This is a genomic window from Streptomyces sp. NPDC005791 (assembly GCF_042871485.1).
In the GTDB taxonomy this organism is placed as follows: Bacteria; Actinomycetota; Actinomycetes; order Streptomycetales; family Streptomycetaceae; genus Streptomyces.
The window spans coordinates 24,864-41,480 of sequence record NZ_JBIAIP010000007.1; the positions used below are offsets into that span (position 1 = coordinate 24,864).

Below are 16,617 nucleotides of genomic sequence, written 5' to 3' on the forward strand. Positions count from 1 at the left end.
GCTTCCTGCTGGGGCCGGGCCTCGTTCGGCTGGCCAGTGTATGCAGACCGTTCGGAGCCTCCCGGTCAGCGGCCCTGCAGCTTGGCCGAACTGGTCCGGGCCGTGCCGAGCTTCTTGTAGAGACGAATTCCGGGGCATTCGGTTGCGAACCCGTCGCGGTGCCCGGAGATGACGTGGAGTTTGGCCTTCGCGCCCTTCTTGTACTTGCCGCTTCCCCCGGAGACGAGCGTGACCTTGCCCTTGGGGTTGCGGCCGAACAGACCCAGCTTCCACGCGGTGAGTCTGGCGATCGCGGTGACCGCTGCGGCGGGCGGATTCTTCGAGCCGTAGCTTCCGAGTACGGCGATGCCCATGCTGTTCGTGTTGAAACCGAGGGTGTGGGCCCCGAGGACCGCCTTGGACACGCCCCCGGCGCGCCCTTCGTAGATGTTTCCGCACTTGTCGACGGCGAAGTTGTAGCCGATGTCCCGCCAGCCGCTGCTCTTGACGTGGTAGCGGTAGATACTGCGCAGGACGGAGGGCGCCTGGGCGCAGGTGTAGTTGTTGCCGGTGGCGCTGTGGTGCACGAAGGCTGCCTTGACGGTCGAGGTGTAGGCGAAGGTGCGTTCGCGCAGGCTCTCGTCGGCGCCCCAGCCCTTGCGGGTGACGATGCCCGGGCGCGGCCCCACGAACGGCTTGGCACCCGCTGCGACGACTGCCTGCTCCTCCGACTCGGCCTTGCTCAGAGGAAGGATCGTGGAGGCGCCCAGCGGGGCGAGGTCGGCGTTGACGGCGGAGCTCTCGGCCGCCGCCACGGTGAGAACCGCGGACTCCGGCAGGGCTCCGAGCTGGACGGCCGTGGCGGGCGTCGCCGTGCCCGCCGACGGTGTGACGGCGGTCGGAGTGCCGGTGGTGGGGCTCCCCTCGGCACGCGGCTGCTCCGGGTCCTCGCCCGGGTCGACGAGTTCCACCTGGAGACCCGCGGGGAGCGGCGCGGTGCCGGCCGCGTCGCTTCGCGGCCCGACGCCCTCGGCACGTACGCGTACCTCGACGCCGTCCGAGTCACCGACCCAGAGGGGAGCGGTGGAGCCCCGCACCGTGCCTGATTCACGCTCGGGGCTGCCCGCGTCGGCGGCGTGGTCGGTGTTGTGCGTCTCGAGGGACTGCCAGCCGGACCACCTGGTGGTGCCGGTCGCACGGGTGCGGACCTGGACGGTGCCGTGCAGTTCGGCGTCGGCGTCGTCCCAGACCACGCCGACGAGTGAGAAGCGGTGCGAGTCCCGCCGGAGCAGCCCTTGAGCGGCTGCGCGATCCATGGATGCGGTGGGCTGACCGGAGCCCCGCGGCGTCGCGTCGGTGAGCGGCCGCAGGGGCAGTGACTGGGTCGACCCCGCGGGCTCGGCCGGGGTGGCCGCGGGCGCCTGTGCGACCGGGGCCTGGACGGGGGCGGCGGGTGCGGGCGCGGCGAGCGGAAGGGTGAGTGCCGTCGCGCAGGTTACGCCGATCGAGGTTGCAAGAAGTGCACGCATACAGGAAAGCCTTGACGGAGTCCGGCATTTCCGGCTACTGGAGTGCAGCCACCTCCACCTGACGCCCCGTCTGCCGATCCGGTGTACGGGGCTCTCGTCACACCCCGTCGAGCCGACTCCGCCGCGTACCCTTGCGCGGATGAACGCCAGTGATCGCACCCCTGCCGACCTGCTGCGATCCGCGCTCGCCGCGGACCCCGCCCGCCCCCTCGTCACCTTCTACGACGACGCAACCGGAGAACGCGTCGAACTGTCGGTGGCCACCTTCGCCAATTGGGTGGCCAAGACGGCCAATCTGCTCCAGGGCGACCTCGCCGCCGAGCCGGGCGACCGGCTCGCTCTGCTGCTCCCCGCCCACTGGCAGTCGGCCGTCTGGCTGCTGGCCTGCTCGTCGGTGGGCGTCGTCGCCGAGGTCCAGGGCGACCCGGCGTCCGCCGAGCTGGTCGTCACCGGACCGGACACGCTCGACCGGGCCCGCGCCTGCCGCGGCGAGCGGGTCGCGCTGGCCCTGCGTCCGCTGGGCGGCCGGTTCCCGCAGCCTCCCGAGGGGTTCGCCGACTACGCCGTGGAGGTGCCGGGGCAGGGCGACCGCTTCGCCCCGTACACCCCGGTGGACCCGTCGGCCATCGCGCTGACGGTGGGCGGCACAGCCCTGACGGCGGACAAGCTGGTCGCGCGGGCCCGCGAGGACGCGGCGGAGCTGGGACTCGGTCCGGGGTCCCGGCTGCTGACGGGCCGTTCGTACGACACCTGGGAGGGGCTGTCCGCCGGGCTCTTCGCACCGCTGGCCGCCGGGGCCTCCGTGGTCCTGTGCCGTCACCTCGACCGGCTGGACGAGGACGGGCTGGCCAAGCGCGTCGAGAGCGAGCGGGTCACCGGCACCGCGGCCTGACGAGCGCGCGGTGCGACAAGCGCGCGGTATGACAGGAACACTCGTCCGGCCCATGGCGGGCCGAGCCCCCGGGACTGGGCACCGACGGCGGTACATGATCGGGCGGTACATGTCGGGCGGTACGCAGCACCGCCGAGAACACCGCCTGGATGCACAACCAAGCGTGAGGTTCAGCCGTCTACTCCTGCGACCGGCGGCTCCTCGCGCCGCCGAACGTGAAGGATGGACGCAGACGTGAGCGACAGCCCCGGCACCCCGGCCGAACCGGACCGCCCGGACGACTCGGCCGGGGGCGGGCCGGAGGGCGGGTCGCAGGAGACCTCCGCGGCTGCCGGCACCTGGGGCAGTCGGCCCGGGCGCGGACCGCAGGCCCCCGGGCGCCCCTGGCTCCGCTGGACCGCACTGGGCGCGTCGTTCCTCCTGCTCGTCGCCGCCGGGGCCGGCTGGTGGCTGTACAACAAGCTCGACGGCAACATCAGGACCGACACGAGCGCCGCCGCCGAGCTCAAGGCGTACGAGAAGGAGCGCCCGCTGCCGGTCGCGCGGGACGCCCAGAACATCCTGCTCATCGGCTCCGACACCCGCTCCGGCGACAACAGCACGTACGGGCGGGACGACGGCGGCAGCCAGCGCTCGGACACCACGATCCTGCTCCACCTCGCAGCCGACCGCGAGAGCGCGACGGCGGTGTCGGTACCGCGCGACCTGATGGCCGAGATCCCCAGCTGCCACACGACTGACGGCAAGGCCACAGGGAAACGGTTCGCCCAGTTCAACTCGGCCTTCGAGCTGGGCGGCACGGCCTGCACCATCCGTACGGTGGAGAAGATGACGGGCATTCGCGTCGACCACCACATGGTCATCGACTTCCACGGCTTCAAGGACATGGTCGACGCCGTGGACGGCGTCGAGGTCTGCCTCAAGGAGCCGGTCGACGACGCCGACGCCCGTCTCGAGCTGCCCGCGGGCCGCCAGAAACTCGACGGCGAGAAGGCCCTGGGATACGTACGGGCCCGGAAGTCGATCGGCGACGGCAGCGACACCGAGCGCATGGACCGGCAGCAGAAGTTCCTGGGAGCCCTCGTCAACAAGATGCAGAGCAACGGGGTTCTGCTGAACCCGACGCGGCTCTACCCGGTGCTGGACGCGGCGACCAAGTCGCTCACCACGGACCCGGGCCTCGATTCCCTGCGGGACCTGTACGACCTGGTGCGCGGGATGCGGAACGTGCCGACCGAGAAGGTGCAGTTCCTGACCGTCCCCCGGCGGGCCTACCACGCCGACGCGAACCGGGACGAGCTCGTGCAGCCGGACGCGGACCGGTTGTTCACGCGACTGCGCGAGGACGAGCCCGTCGCCGTGGCCCCCGCCGCCGACATCAATTCCGGTGACGCACAGGAAAAGCACAGCTCCGCCACGGACCCGTCCGGACAGAAGTCCGACGACGCAGAAGCGAGCCCGACCCCCGCACCCACCTATTCGGGGTCGAATGCGGCGGATGACCTGTGCGGCTCGTGAAGCGATTCTCAAGACATGGACGGCAATCGGAACGGAATAGGCGGAATGACCAGCTATAAGGGGCGTGGACTGTGTCACGCGCGCACCCTGGGGCCGATTCCGCCGGATAGTGTGACGCGATCCGGTACGCGTGGCCATCAGGCCGCGCACGGCCGGAGCCATGACGGACGGCGACCGACCCACCCCGGGACAGAGTCGATCCGGCCTGAGCAGGCGGACCGGGCGCGCGCCCTCGCGTACCTCATGGGCCTGCCCGCCACCGCGCTGAAGCAGAAAGCCGCCGGCGCCGGAGGCATTCAGGCGATGGCGTCGCCCCCGGGAAGGAACGTCGAGGGTGCGGGGGTGCCCGTCAGCGGTCCGGCGATGGCGCCGGAAGACATACAGAGAGCAAGCGCCGGCAAGGCGGAATGCGCGAAGTGACGACGGGTCGTCGCGCCACAACGGAATTCTGAGGAACAGGGGGGTCCTGGTGGGACGGAGCAGCATGCGCGGGGAGGGGACACGGCCACGCGGCCGGCACGACGGGCCGCCGGGCAACGGCGGAGGCGATGCGGCCGGCGTCCGGGCCGGGCGGAGCGGCCACGACCGGCAGGGCCGGACGGCCCCGCCGCAGGGCGGGCCCGAGCAGACGGGCGGTCAGGAGCCGACGGGGCCCGACCGCCGTACCCGGGGGGCCGCCAAGGGCGGGAAGCGCAGAGTGCTGCGCTGGGTGGCGTCGGTCCTCGCGCTGCTCATACTCGGCACCGGCGGCGCCGGTTACGTGTACTACAAGCACCTCAACGGCAACATCAGGAAAGAGGATCTGACCCTCGGCGACAAGCAGATGGCCGACCACAAGGCCAACGCCGCCGGGCAGACCCCTCTGAACATCCTGCTCATCGGTTCCGACGCCCGGGACTCCACGGCCAACCAGAAGCTGGGCGGCGCGAAGGAGACCTTCGGAGGCACCCCGCTCGCCGACGTGCAGATGCTGCTCCACCTCTCCGCGGACCGCAGCAACATCTCGGTCCTCAGCATGCCGCGCGACACCATGCTGAAGATGCCCAAGTGCACCGACCCCGACACCGACGAGGTGTACCCGGCCGGCACGGTGGACGTCCAGACCAACGAGAGCCTGGGGCGCGGCGGCCCCGGGTGCACGGTGGCCGCCTGGTACGAACTCACCGGCGTCACCATCGACCACTTCATGATGATCGACTTCGCGGGTGTGGTCTCCATGGCCGACGCGGTCGGCGGCGTCCCCGTCTGTGTCGACGCCAACGTCTACTCGCACACCGGTGACGGAAAGGGGTCGGGCCTGAAGCTGGAGAAGGGCACCACCTCCGTCAAGGGCGAGCAGGCCCTCCAGTGGCTGCGGACCCGGTACGGCTTCGAGGACAACACGGACCTCGGCCGGACCAAGGCCCAGCACCAGTACCTGAACTCGATGGTCCGCGAGCTGCGCAAGGGCACCAAGCTCACCGACCCCGTCAAGCTGATGGACCTCGCCGAGGCTGCCACCAGCGCGCTCACGGTCGACACGGGGCTCGACACCGTCAAGAAGCTGTACGACCTGGCCGAGGAGCTCAAGAAGGTCCCGACCGACCGCATCACCATGACGACCATGCCGAACGTCTACGGCACGGGACAGTTCCGCGGCCGTGTGTATCCCAAGCCCGACGAGGCCGAGCAGGTGTTCCGGATGATCCGCGAGGACATCCCGCTGGACGGCAAGGCGTCGAAGCGTAAGACTCCCGTCGTCGAGGACCAGGCCGCCCCCGACGCCGAGATCGCGGTCAGCGTGCGCAACGCGACCTCCACGGACGTCCTCGGTCCGGCCCGGGGCCGGGCGGGCACGGTCGCGGAGTCGCTCACGGAGGCGGGATTCGTCAAGGCGACGGTCGACTCGCAGAACGTCGAGGCGGTCGCCACGACCGGCGTCCTCTACCCCAGCGCGGACATGGAGGGCGACGCGCAGGCGGTCGCCAAGGCGCTCGGAATCCCCGCGGCCCAGGTGAAGAAGTCGACCGACGTCTCGGGCGTCGTCCTGGCCGTGGGAGCCGACTGGCGCGAGGACGGGGCGTACCCCGCGAAGGCCGCGGAGGAGAAGACGCCGGACTCGGCGAATCCCCTCAACGGCGCGGACGAGCAGGCGTGCATGAAGGTCAACCCGAGTTTCACCTGGTGACCTCGGGCATGCGAGGAGGGCCCCTCCGGCGACGGCGGGGCCCTCCTCGCTGTGCGGACGACGGTCAGGCCGTCTGCTCCCGCACAGCCGGGCGGCGGCTGGCGATGACCTTCCTCGCCAGCGAGCGGGGGCTGGTCAGGAAGCCGTACCCCCAGGACATGTGCATGGTGGCCAGCGCCACCGGGATCTGCGCCCGCGCCTTCAGCGACAGGCCCTTCCCGGCGGGCAACGACCCGGCGACGATGGCCGCTGCGTACCCGGCCGGCACGACGAACGCCCACGGGGTGACGGCGGCGCCGACGACGATGCCCGCGGCTATGGCGCAGACGGCGGTCGGCGGGGCCAGATAACGCAGGTTGATCGAACCGGAGTGGTAGCGGGCCACGACGTGGCGCCAGCGGCCGTACTCCTTGTACTGCTTGGACAGGGCACGGATGCTGGGGCGCGGGCGGTACTGCACCTTCAGCTCGGGCGAGAACCAGATCAGGCCGCCCGCCTCGCGGATCCGGAAGTTCAGCTCCCAGTCCTGGGCGCGGATGAACTCCACGTTGTAGCCGTCGGCACGCTCCAGCGCCTCGCGGCGGAAGACCCCCAGATACACGGTCTCCGCCGGGCCCGCCTTCCCCCCGGTGTGGAAGGCCGCGTTGCCGACGCCTATCTTCGAGGTCATCGCGGCGGCGACGGCGTCCTCCCAGGCGTTCTCGCCCTCGGCGTGCATGATGCCGCCGACGTTCTGCGCACCGGTCTCCTCCAGGAGCCGGACCGCGGTCGCGATGTAGTTCGGCGAGAGCATGCCATGGCCGTCCACCCGTACCACGATCGGGTGCCGGGACGCCTTGATCGCGGCGTTGAGCGCGGCCGGGGTGCGGCCGGTCGGGTTGGGGACGGTGTGGACCCGGGTGTCCTCCCGGACCAGCTCGGCAGCGATCTCGTCCGTACGGTCGCTCGAAGGTCCGAGGGCGATCACCACCTCCATCTCCCCGGCGTACTCCTGCTCCAGGATGTGCCGGACCGAGTTCCTGAGATGGCGTTCCTCGTTGAGCACCGGCATGATCACGGAGACGGCGGGGTACTGCGCGGCAGACATGTGGTCCTCGGGGGGTCCTCGGGGGTGCCAGGGTTCCGGGGGTTTCGCACCCCAGGAGGCGGCGTGATTCGGCCGCCACGTTACCGCGAACGGGGGACTGCGGCGCGCGCCGCCGGGTCTCCTCCCGGTCTGCAGATCGTATGGGCCTACCGTGCGAAAGTCCCACTCGCACCGCGGAGGTGTCCCTCGTGCCCACGCCGCACCGATCGCCCCGTCCCCCGCACCCCCGGACCGCTCCACCGCAGCGCAGGCCGCCACGGCAGCCCGCAGTCGGCGGCCCCGCCGCCGGGCGGAACCGGGCCGGTGCCCGGAAGTCATCACCCCGATGGGGCATGCGGGTCGCCACCGGACTGTCCGTGCTGGTGCTCGGCGCGAGCGGCATCGGCCATGCCGTGGTGAGCGGTCTGGAGACGGGGATCGACCGGGTCGACCCGTTCAAGGACATGAAGAACCGTCCCCAGGGCGGCCACGGCATGAATTTCCTGCTCGTCGGCACCGACGGCCGCGACACGATCAGCGCGACGGAGAGGGCGAAGTACAAGCTGGGCGGAGAGCCCTGCCACTGCACCGACACCCTGATGCTCGTGCACGTCTCCGCCGACAAGCAGCGGGCCAGCGTCGTCAGCCTGCCGCGCGACAGCTATGCCGAGCTCCCGGCCCACACCGACAGCACCACCGGCAAGGAGCACTCCCCCCATCCGGTGAAGCTGAACGCCGCCTACGCGGAGGGCGGGCCCCGTCTCACCGTGCGGACCGTCGAGCAGATGACGGGCGTCAAGATCGACCATTACCTGGAGATCGACTTCACCAGCTTCATGAAGACGGTCGACACCCTCGGCGGGGTGAAGATCTGCACCGCCGAGCCGCTCAAGGACTCCTACACCGGCCTGGACCTCACCGCAGGCACCCACGAGCTCGACGGTGGCCAGGCCCTCCAGTACGTACGCTCCCGGCATCTCGACGGGGCGGCCGACCTGGGACGGATGCAGCGCCAGCAGAAGTTCATGGCCGCGCTGATCAAGCAGACGACCAGCAGCGGCGTGCTGATGAACCCGATGAGATTCCAGCAGGTCGCCTCGTCGATGCTCGCATCGGTCCGCGCCGACAAGGGGTTCGGTACGGATCAGATGCTGGAGCTCGGCAGGGCCATGCGCGGCTTCACCCCGGCCTCGTCCGAATTCGCCTCCGTCCCCCTCGAGGAGGAGGGCTACCAGGTCAAGGGCATCGGCTCCACGGTGAAGTGGGACGCCGAGAAGTCGAAGAAGTTGTTCCGGGCCCTGCGCGAGGACCAGCCGCTCGCCCCGCACCGGCAGGACAGGCCCGAGGCGACACCCGTCGGTGTGGCACCGGAACAGATCCGGGTGCAGGTCTACAACGGGACGCCGAAGGACGGGTTCGGCCAGAAGGTCGACGCGGCACTGCGCGGCACGGGGTTCGACACCACCCGCTCCCCGCTGAACGGCGGACCGCGCAATCTCCGGCGGACACTGGTCACCTACGACCCGCGGTGGGACCGGTCGGCGAAGTCCCTGGCCACCGCGCTGCCCGGCTGCGAGCTCAGGGCGGTGAAGGGGCAGGGCCGGACGATGAGGGTCACGGCGGGCTCGGACTTCACCAAGGTGCAGCAGGTGAAGGCCGAGGACGCGCAGCGTGGCGCATTCGACACGGTGACGGGCGACGAGGTGGTCTGCCCGTGACCGCCCCCGGGTGGTCACCCTCGCGACGCCGGGCGCCCGTGATCAGTCGTCGATGCCTTCGGCCGCCCGCTGTTCGCGCAGCTCCTTGATCGCGCGGCGCCGGGCGAGGCGGTGCGTACGGCGGATCTGGGCCTCCTGGTAGCGCCGCTTGTCGCGCTCGGTCTCCGGAGCCACCTGCGGCACGTGGCGCGGCTTGCCGTCCTCGTCGACCGCCGCGAACACCAGGTAGGCGCTGCCGACCTGCTGGGCGGGGGTCGATTCGTTCCACCGCTCGGCCATGACGCGGACGCCGACCTCCATCGAGGAGCGGCCGGTCCAGTTGACCTGGGCGCGTACGTGCACGAGGTCACCCACGCGGACGGGCTCCAGGAAGACCATTTCGTCCATCGAGGCCGTCACGGCCGGCCCGCCGGAGTGCCGGCCCGCGACCGCGCCGGCCGCGTCGTCGACCAGCTTCATGATCACACCGCCGTGCACCGTGCCCAGGAGGTTGGTGTCGTTGCCGGTCATGATGTGGCTGAGGGTGGTCCGGGAGGCGGAGGTCGGCTTGACCGGAATATCGCCCTCCGGCGGCGGGGACTGAGTCGACCGGGACTGATCTGTCATACCGTCCACCTTATGCGGGGGCTTGCACCCGGTTGCATTGCATCAGCTTCGCAACAGCCGTGCCCCGATCCCCCGTACACCCTGTAAGAGGCACAGGTCGAGACGGCACACTGGTCCGCATGAGCGATTGGCCCGAAGGACGGAACGGCGGACCCGACGAGCGCTACGGGCGGGGCAGTGCGAACTCTCAGCCCGAGAGTGCCCGCGCCATGCCGCACGTCCGGCGGCGCCCCGCACCGCCGCAGTCCCCGCCCCGGATCCCGCCGCAGCAGGGCCAGGGCCAGGGCGGCTACGGCGAGGCCCCCGGCTACGACAGCGGCTACAACACGGGCCAGGTCTACGGCGGCGGTCAGCGCGGCGGAGGTCAGGGCGGCGGCCGCGGCGGTGACAGCGGTTACGTACAGCCCCGCGCTGCGCCGAACTGGGGCCGGCGGATCAAGGTCGGCGCACTGACCCTGGTCGTCGTGGTGCTCGCCGTCTCCGTCGGCACGTACTTCTGGGCCGACGGCAAGCTCAAGCGCGAGGTCGACCTCGCCAAGGTCATCGACCGCCCCGCCGAGGGCGATGGCACGAACTACCTGGTCGTGGGCTCGGACAGCCGCGAGGGCATGACGGCCGAGGACAAGAAGAAGCTGCACACCGGCTCCGCCGAGGGCAAGCGGACCGACTCGATGATGATTCTGCACGACGGCTCCAACGGCCCGACGCTGATCTCCCTGCCCCGTGACTCCAACGTCGAGATCCCCTCCTTCGTCGGCTCCGAGTCCGGCAAGAAGTTCGAGGGCACGGGCCGCCAGGTGAAGCTGAACGCCGCCTACGCGGAGGACGGCCCTGAGCTGCTGGTCCGCACGGTCGAGTTCAACACCGGGCTGCGCATCGACCACTACGTCGAGATCGGCTTCGGCGGCTTCGCCAAGATCGTGGACGCCATCGGCGGCGTCGAGATGGACATCCCCAAGGCGTTCAAGGACAAGAAGTCCGGCGCCGACTTCCAGGCCGGCAAGCAGACGCTGAACGGCGAGCAGTCCCTCGCCTTCGTCCGCACCCGGTACGCCTTCGCGGGCAGCGACCTCGACCGTACGAAGAACCAGCAGAAGTTCCTCGCGGCCCTGGCCTCCCAGACGGCGACCCCGTCCACGATCATCAACCCGTTCAAGCTCTACCCGACGATGGGCGCGGGCCTGGACACGCTGATCGTCGACAAGGACATGTCGCTCTGGTCGCTCGGCAACATGTTCTTCGCGATGAAGGGCGTCACCGGCGGCGAGGGTACGTCGATGAACATCCCGCTCTCGGGCCAGACCGTGAACGGCAACCTGGTCTGGGACAAGGACGAGGTCAAGAAGCTCGTGGACCAGCTGAAGAACGACGAGAAGGTCACGGTCAAGGGCAGCTGACCGGCGGCATCACACGACGAGGGCGGGCCGGGGATGTCCCCGGCCCGCCCTCGTCGTACGTACCTGCCGCGCTGCCCGGTCAGCCCCGGGAGGCGTGCTCCACGAATGCCGCCCAGACGGACGGGGCGAATCCGAGCCGAGGGCCGGACGTGTCCTTGGAGTCGCGGACCAGGACGGATCGCGGGCGGGCGGCGACCTCGACACAGTCGTTGCCGTCGCTGCTGTCGCTGTAGCTGCTCTTGGACCACTCCAGCCCGGATGCTTCCTCGGCAATGACCTTGCGGATCATGTCTCTCCCAGCACTTGCTCGATGAAGGCCAGCGACTCCCCTGGCGAGAGAGCCCGAGCCCGGATGATGCCATACCTCAGTTCGAGGATTCGGAGCTGCTTCGGGTCGGATACGGGGCGGCCGGCGAACTCGTTGTCCGTACGCCCCACAGCCGAGCCGTCCCCGAACTTCAACACCTGGATCCGCCCACCCGTGCCGGGGTGATCTCCCCGGCACGTAGGCATCACCTGGATCTCCACGTTCGGCAAGTTCCCTACCGCTACGAGGCGTTCAAGCTGTCGGCGCAGCACCATTGTCCCTCCGATGGGGCGGCGCAGCGTCATCTCTTCCTGGACGAAACTGAATTCCGGGGCTGGTTCGCGCTCAAAGACTGAACGCCGAGCCATGCGGGCGTCCACCATGCGGGAACCCACGACCCGGTGAGCCGCGACGCGGCATCCCGCGACGCATAAGGCTTTTAAAGAACCTGGAGAAATTACCCTTCCCACCCCACCCGACCCCACACCGCCCACATCACTCGCGCGGGTGACATAGGGCAACTGAGCTGGATTTAGGGTGGCTTAGCAGGCATATGCTCGCCCCGACCACCACAGACATGCGACGGCCCCCGACGAGACGCCAATCTCGGTCGAGGGCCTGACCACCGAGGAAGTGTGGAGCTTCCCGATGGATACCCAGCAGATTATCGCGCCCCCGTGCGCCCCGCCCCCGTCATCCGGGGACGTCACACCGTCATCCGGTGTCATCCACCTCAACGTCCGGCACGCCGCCGCGTTCACGGTGATCGGCAACCACCTGGCCCAGCACCGCGGCCTCTCGCTCGTCGCGATCGGGCTCGCCGTGCACATCCAGTCGCTGCCGGCCGGAGCCAAGATCGGCATCAAGCACCTCGCCGAGCGCTTCCCGGAGAGCGAGACCCGCATCGCCGCCGCCCTGCGGGAGCTGGAAGCCTCCGGTTACCTCCACCGCAGCCGCGTACGCCTCCCCGGCGGCCGCATCGTGACGCGCACGCTCTCGTACAACCAGCCGGGCGCGGACACGCCCACCGCCCCGCCCCGGCCGCAGACCAGGCCCAGGCCGGCCGTACCTCCGCCGCACGCGGCCCGTCAGAGCGAGCCCGCATCCGAGCCACCCCGGGAGCTGCCCGAGCCGGCGGGCGCCGGTGCCCCCGACCCTGCGCCGAAGCCGCCCGCACCCCTGCCGGTCACGACGCCGCAGCCGGAACCCGCAGCGGCTTCAGCACCCGCACCGCACGCGCAAGCCGCCCCCGTCCTCGTACCGCCTCCCACCGCACGCATCGCCCCACCACCGCCGCTGCCCCAGCCTCAGGCGCTCACCGAGGAGCTCCAGCGGGCGGCTTCCGCGCTCCTCGCCGACCTGCGCCGCCGCGCACCCCAGCTCACGCTCTCCGAGCAGGACGTCAACACCCTCACTCCCGGTGTCGCCGCCTGGCTCGAACGCGATGCCCACCCCGACACCATCCGCCACGCCCTGACCCACGACCTGCCGGTTCCGCTCCGGCATCCGGCGAAGCTCCTGCGCCACCGGATCACGACCCTGCTGCCGCCACCACTGCCCGGCGCCCACGATCTCGCGCCCCCGCCGCGCCCCGGAGTGATCGTCATCCCGCTCCAGAACTGCGACCGCTGCGACCGCGCCTTCCGCTCCCGGCACCCCGGACACTGCCGCGACTGCCGTGCGGAGGCACAAGCAGCGGCCTGACCCGGCACACCATCCACCGACCCGAACGGACCTCCATGGTCAGCTCACCCCACGAGGCGATGCACCGCGTGTTCCAGGAGTACCCGGAGCTCTTCTCCCGGGTCTCCGAAGTGCTCGGAGTCTCCTTCCCGCCCTTCGTGTCCGCCGACGTCGTCACCACCGACCTCACGGAGTCCCGGCCCGTCGAACGCCGCGTGGACACCCTGCTGCGCATCGAGACGGAGCACGACGGGCCCTTCCTCCTCGCTGTGGAAGCCCAGGGCAGGAAGGACCCCGACAAACCGACCAGCTGGGCGTACTACGTCTCCTACTTGCTGGAGAAGTACCGGCTGCCCACCACGCTGCTGGTCGTCTGCCAGGACCGGGCCACCGCCGCGTGGGCCGCCCGTCCGGTGCCACTCGGCTCGCCCCAGTGGCCTGTACTCACCCTCCGGCCGCTCGTCGCGGGCCCGCACAACATCCCCGCCGTCACCGATGTGGCCGAAGCACGCAAGGACCTGGCACTCGCCACGCTGTCCGCCATCACACACGCGGGCGAACCGGACGTCGGTGCCATACTGAAAACGCTGTCCGCAGCCCTTCGGGACGCCCCGGACGACATCGCCGCCCCCATCGTCGTACTGACCGCACAAGGCCTGGGCAACCGCCCCGCCGCACAACAGTGGAGGAACCTGGTGGCCGTGGATCTCTCCTTCTACATCTCCCCCCTCTCGGAAGAAATCCGGGACGAAGGCCGTGCCGAGGGCGAGGCGCGGGGCCGTGCCGAAGGTGAGGCGCGGGGCCGCGCCGAAGACATCCTGCTCGTGTTCGACGAGCGCGGCATCGATGTGCCCGACGGCATCCGCAACACCATCACCGGCTGCCGCGACCTCGACGTCTTGCGCCGATGGCTTCGCCGAGCCGCCACCGCCGCCACCGCCGACGAGATCCTTGACGGGGAACGGCCCGCCTGAGCCGGCCGCTCCTCCATGGGCACAACGGAAAGGGAGCCCCCGCCGAAGCGGGGGCTCCCTCGTCCGACGTGCCGGGACTACGGCAGGTTGCGGGCCATCACGATCCGCTGGACCTGATTCGTGCCCTCGTAGATCTGCGTGATCTTGGCGTCGCGCATCATGCGCTCCACCGGGTAGTCACGGGTGTAGCCGTAGCCGCCGAGGAGCTGGACGGCGTCCGTGGTGACCTCCATCGCGACGTCGGAGGCGAAGCACTTGGCCGCCGCGCCGAAGAAGGTCAGGTCGCCGTCGAGGCGTTCGGACTTGGCCGCCGCCGCGTACGTGAGCTGGCGGGCCGCCTCCAGCTTCATCGCCATGTCGGCGAGCATGAACTGGATGCCCTGGAAGTCGCCGATCGGCTTGCCGAACTGCTTGCGCTCCTGGACGTAGCCCTTCGCGTAGTCGAGGGCGCCCTGGGCGATACCGAGGGCCTGGGCCGCGATCGTGATGCGGGTGTGGTCCAGGGTCTTCATCGCGGTGGCGAAGCCGGTGCCCTCCTCGCCGATCATGCGGTCGGCGGGGATACGCACGTTGTCGAGGTAGACCTCGCGCGTCGGGGAGCCCTTGATGCCGAGCTTCCTCTCCGGGGCACCGAAGGAGACGCCCTCGTCGGACTTCTCGACGACGAACGCCGAGATGCCCTTGGAGCGCTTCGTCGGGTCGGTGACGGCCATGACCGTGTAGTACTCGGACTCGCCCGCGTTGGTGATCCAGCGCTTCACACCGTTGAGGACCCAGAAGTCGCCGTCGCGGACGGCCTTGGTCTTCATGCCCGCCGCGTCCGAGCCGGCGTCCGGCTCGGAGAGGGCGTACGAGAACATCGCGTCGCCCTTGGCGAGCGGGCCCAGGTACTTCTTCTTCAGGGCCTCGGAGCCGGAGAGGATCACCGGGAGCGAGCCCAGCTTGTTCACGGCCGGGATGAGGGAGGAGGACGCGCAGACGCGGGCCACCTCCTCGATCACGATGACCGTGGCGAGCGCGTCGGCGCCCGCGCCGCCGTACTCCTCCGGGACGTGCACCGCGTGCAGGTCGGAGGCGATCAGCGCGTCGAGGGCCTCACGGGGGAACCGGCCCTCCTCGTCCACCTCGGCGGCATGCGGAGCGATCTTCGCCTCGGCGAGGGAACGGATCGTCTCGCGGAGCATGTCGTGCTCCTCGGCCGGACGGTACAGGTCGAAATCGGTCGAACCCGCCAAGACGCTCACTCCCCAGGGATGCTAACTACCGTTAAGTAACCTGATTTTAGTGGCCCTGCCGCGCAGGGGCCTACGGGCGGGGTACGTGAGCTTGCCGACAACCCCCCGGACCGCCGGAAAACGGGGGTCGGGCGGGCCCGGTTATGCTCGGCTCCGCACGTCTGTCCGCATCGTTCAGGAGCACCCATGGCCCTCAGGATCACCGTGATCGGCACCGGCTACCTCGGCGCCACCCATGCTGCGGCCATGGCGGAGCTGGGCTTCGAAGTCCTCGGGCTGGATGTCGTGCCCGAGAAGATCGAGATGCTCTCGGCAGGCAAGGTGCCGATGTACGAGCCGGGGCTCGAGGAGATCCTGCGGAAGCACGTCGCGGGCATCCCCGGGTCCACCGGGCGGCTGCGGTTCACCACCTCCTGGGAAGAGATCGGCGCGTTCGGCGATGTGCACTTCGTCTGCGTCAACACTCCCCAGAAGCACGGCGAGTACGCCTGCGACATGAGCTACGTGGACAGCGCCTTCGAGTCGCTGGCTCCTCAGCTGACCCGGCCCGCCCTGGTCGTGGGCAAGTCCACCGTCCCGGTGGGTTCCGCCGCCCGGCTGTCGGCACGGCTGGCCGAGCTGGCTCCGGTGGGCACGGACGCGGAGCTGGCCTGGAATCCGGAGTTCCTGCGTGAGGGCTTCGCGGTGAAGGACACGCTGCACCCGGACCGGATCGTGGTCGGCGTCGAGAGCGAACGAGCCGAGAAGCAGCTGCGCGAGGTGTACGCCGGACCCGTCGCCGAGGGCTCCCCCTTCGTGGTGACGGACTTCCCGACCGCCGAGCTGGTGAAGACCTCCGCGAACTCCTTCCTCGCGACCAAGATCTCGTTCATCAACGCCATGGCCGAGGTCTGCGAGGCCGCCGACGGTGATGTGGTGAAGCTGGCCGAGGCCATCGGCCACGACGAGCGCATCGGGAAGAAGTTCCTGCGGGCCGGGGTCGGTTTCGGCGGCGGCTGTCTGCCCAAGGACATCCGGGCCTTCATGGCGCGCGCCGGTGAGCTGGGCGCCGACCAGGCGCTGACCTTCCTGCGGGAGGTCGACTCCATCAACATGCGCCGCCGGGGGCACATGGTGGAGCTGGCCCGCGAGGCCGTGGGCGGGGCGTCGTTCCTGGGTAAGCGGGTCGCGGTGCTGGGCGCCACCTTCAAGCCGGACTCCGACGACGTACGCGACTCGCCGGCCCTGAACGTCGCCGGGCAGATCCATCTGCAGGGCGGCCAGGTGACCGTCTTCGACCCGAAGGGCATGGACAACGCCCGGCGGCTCTTCCCGACCCTCGGTTACGCGGACACCGCGCTGGACGCGGTGCGCGGTGCCGATGTGGTGCTGCACCTGACGGAGTGGCGCGAGTTCCGCGAGCTGGACGTGGCGGCGCTGGGCGAGGTCGTGGGGCGGCGGATCGTCCTGGACGGGCGTAACGCCCTGGACCCGGCGGTGTGGCGCGAGGCCGGGTGGACGTACCGGGCGATGGGCCGCCCGAAGGCCTGACACGGGAAGGCGGCGG

General features: G+C 70.3%; 13 protein-coding genes and 1 pseudogene. 8 read left to right on the top strand and 6 right to left on the bottom strand.

Annotation, left to right across the window (positions count from 1 at the left end):
* Positions 1-65: 65 nt before the first annotated feature.
* The gene (locus tag ACFYSH_RS15465) at positions 66-1,508 is read right to left on the bottom strand and encodes an N-acetylmuramoyl-L-alanine amidase (RefSeq protein ID WP_359472022.1); all 1,443 of its coding nucleotides are present in this window, start codon (positions 1,506-1,508) and stop codon (positions 66-68) included.
* Between the two features lie 139 nt (positions 1,509-1,647).
* On the opposite strand from ACFYSH_RS15465, the gene ACFYSH_RS15470 reads away from it, so the two are divergent.
* The 3 genes from ACFYSH_RS15470 to ACFYSH_RS15480 all read left to right on the top strand — a co-directional run bounded on the left by ACFYSH_RS15470 (position 1,648) and on the right by ACFYSH_RS15480 (position 6,085).
* Complete coding sequence (locus ACFYSH_RS15470) at positions 1,648-2,400, top strand: TIGR03089 family protein (RefSeq protein WP_359472020.1); 753 nt, start codon at positions 1,648-1,650, stop codon at positions 2,398-2,400.
* A gap of 222 nt (positions 2,401-2,622) precedes the next feature.
* Entirely contained in the window at positions 2,623-3,918 is a 1,296-nt protein-coding gene (locus tag ACFYSH_RS15475; RefSeq protein ID WP_359472018.1) for an LCP family protein, read from the top strand.
* A gap of 469 nt (positions 3,919-4,387) precedes the next feature.
* On the top strand, positions 4,388-6,085 hold the full coding sequence (locus tag ACFYSH_RS15480; protein WP_388752841.1) for an LCP family protein: 1,698 nt from the start codon (positions 4,388-4,390) through the stop codon (positions 6,083-6,085).
* Positions 6,086-6,149: 64 nt separating this feature from the next.
* Here ACFYSH_RS15480 and ACFYSH_RS15485 read toward each other — a convergent pair whose 3' ends face one another.
* On the bottom strand, positions 6,150-7,172 hold the full coding sequence (locus ACFYSH_RS15485; RefSeq protein WP_388752844.1) for a glycosyltransferase family 2 protein: 1,023 nt from the start codon (positions 7,170-7,172) through the stop codon (positions 6,150-6,152).
* Between the two features lie 332 nt (positions 7,173-7,504).
* Between ACFYSH_RS15485 and ACFYSH_RS15490 the strand changes: the two genes are divergently transcribed.
* Positions 7,505-8,869, top strand: coding sequence for an LCP family protein (locus ACFYSH_RS15490; protein WP_359472014.1), 1,365 nt, complete (start codon positions 7,505-7,507; stop codon positions 8,867-8,869).
* A gap of 42 nt (positions 8,870-8,911) precedes the next feature.
* On the opposite strand, the gene ACFYSH_RS15495 is transcribed toward ACFYSH_RS15490, so the two are convergent.
* A complete protein-coding gene (locus tag ACFYSH_RS15495) occupies positions 8,912-9,475 on the bottom strand; it encodes an acyl-CoA thioesterase (RefSeq protein WP_359472011.1) in 564 nt (187 codons plus the stop codon).
* A gap of 119 nt (positions 9,476-9,594) precedes the next feature.
* On the opposite strand from ACFYSH_RS15495, the gene ACFYSH_RS15500 reads away from it, so the two are divergent.
* On the top strand, positions 9,595-10,872 hold the full coding sequence (locus ACFYSH_RS15500) for an LCP family protein (protein WP_359472009.1): 1,278 nt from the start codon (positions 9,595-9,597) through the stop codon (positions 10,870-10,872).
* Between the two features lie 79 nt (positions 10,873-10,951).
* Here ACFYSH_RS15500 and ACFYSH_RS15505 read toward each other — a convergent pair whose 3' ends face one another.
* Together ACFYSH_RS15505 and ACFYSH_RS15510 are read right to left on the bottom strand one after the other, a co-directional pair.
* Complete coding sequence (locus tag ACFYSH_RS15505) at positions 10,952-11,161, bottom strand: DUF397 domain-containing protein (protein WP_359472007.1); 210 nt, start codon at positions 11,159-11,161, stop codon at positions 10,952-10,954.
* Positions 11,158-11,565, bottom strand: a pseudogene (locus tag ACFYSH_RS15510) (DUF5753 domain-containing protein); the annotation flags it as partial. The gene ACFYSH_RS15505 and the pseudogene ACFYSH_RS15510, both read right to left, overlap by 4 nt.
* Before the next feature lie 262 nt (positions 11,566-11,827).
* On the opposite strand from ACFYSH_RS15510, the gene ACFYSH_RS15515 reads away from it, so the two are divergent.
* Entirely contained in the window at positions 11,828-12,883 is a 1,056-nt protein-coding gene (locus ACFYSH_RS15515) for a helix-turn-helix domain-containing protein (protein WP_359472005.1), read from the top strand.
* 35 nt (positions 12,884-12,918) lie between these two features.
* On the top strand, positions 12,919-13,836 hold the full coding sequence (locus tag ACFYSH_RS15520) for a hypothetical protein (protein WP_388752849.1): 918 nt from the start codon (positions 12,919-12,921) through the stop codon (positions 13,834-13,836).
* Between the two features lie 77 nt (positions 13,837-13,913).
* On the opposite strand, the gene ACFYSH_RS15525 is transcribed toward ACFYSH_RS15520, so the two are convergent.
* Positions 13,914-15,071, bottom strand: a complete 1,158-nt coding sequence (locus ACFYSH_RS15525) for an acyl-CoA dehydrogenase (protein WP_359472071.1) — start codon at positions 15,069-15,071, stop codon at positions 13,914-13,916.
* A 186-nt stretch (positions 15,072-15,257) separates the two neighbouring features.
* Between ACFYSH_RS15525 and ACFYSH_RS15530 the strand changes: the two genes are divergently transcribed.
* On the top strand, positions 15,258-16,601 hold the full coding sequence (locus tag ACFYSH_RS15530; protein ID WP_359472001.1) for a UDP-glucose/GDP-mannose dehydrogenase family protein: 1,344 nt from the start codon (positions 15,258-15,260) through the stop codon (positions 16,599-16,601).
* Positions 16,602-16,617: the final 16 nt, after the last annotated feature.

Excerpts from the sequence above, each read along its gene's own strand:
- ACFYSH_RS15475 (WP_359472018.1), top strand. The coding sequence starts at position 2,623 with ATGGACGCAGACGTGAGCGACAGCCCCGGCACCCCGGCCGAACCGGAC.
- ACFYSH_RS15530 (WP_359472001.1), top strand. The coding sequence starts at position 15,258 with ATGGCCCTCAGGATCACCGTGATCGGCACCGGCTACCTCGGCGCCACC.
- ACFYSH_RS15490 (WP_359472014.1), top strand. The coding sequence starts at position 7,505 with ATGCGGGTCGCCACCGGACTGTCCGTGCTGGTGCTCGGCGCGAGCGGC.
- ACFYSH_RS15505 (WP_359472007.1), bottom strand. The coding sequence starts at position 11,161 with ATGATCCGCAAGGTCATTGCCGAGGAAGCATCCGGGCTGGAGTGGTCC.
- ACFYSH_RS15500 (WP_359472009.1), top strand. The coding sequence starts at position 9,595 with ATGAGCGATTGGCCCGAAGGACGGAACGGCGGACCCGACGAGCGCTAC.
- ACFYSH_RS15470 (WP_359472020.1), top strand. The coding sequence starts at position 1,648 with ATGAACGCCAGTGATCGCACCCCTGCCGACCTGCTGCGATCCGCGCTC.
- ACFYSH_RS15515 (WP_359472005.1), top strand. The coding sequence starts at position 11,828 with ATGGATACCCAGCAGATTATCGCGCCCCCGTGCGCCCCGCCCCCGTCA.
- ACFYSH_RS15520 (WP_388752849.1), top strand. The coding sequence starts at position 12,919 with ATGGTCAGCTCACCCCACGAGGCGATGCACCGCGTGTTCCAGGAGTAC.
- ACFYSH_RS15485 (WP_388752844.1), bottom strand. The coding sequence starts at position 7,172 with ATGTCTGCCGCGCAGTACCCCGCCGTCTCCGTGATCATGCCGGTGCTC.
- ACFYSH_RS15495 (WP_359472011.1), bottom strand. The coding sequence starts at position 9,475 with ATGACAGATCAGTCCCGGTCGACTCAGTCCCCGCCGCCGGAGGGCGAT.
- ACFYSH_RS15465 (WP_359472022.1), bottom strand. The coding sequence starts at position 1,508 with ATGCGTGCACTTCTTGCAACCTCGATCGGCGTAACCTGCGCGACGGCA.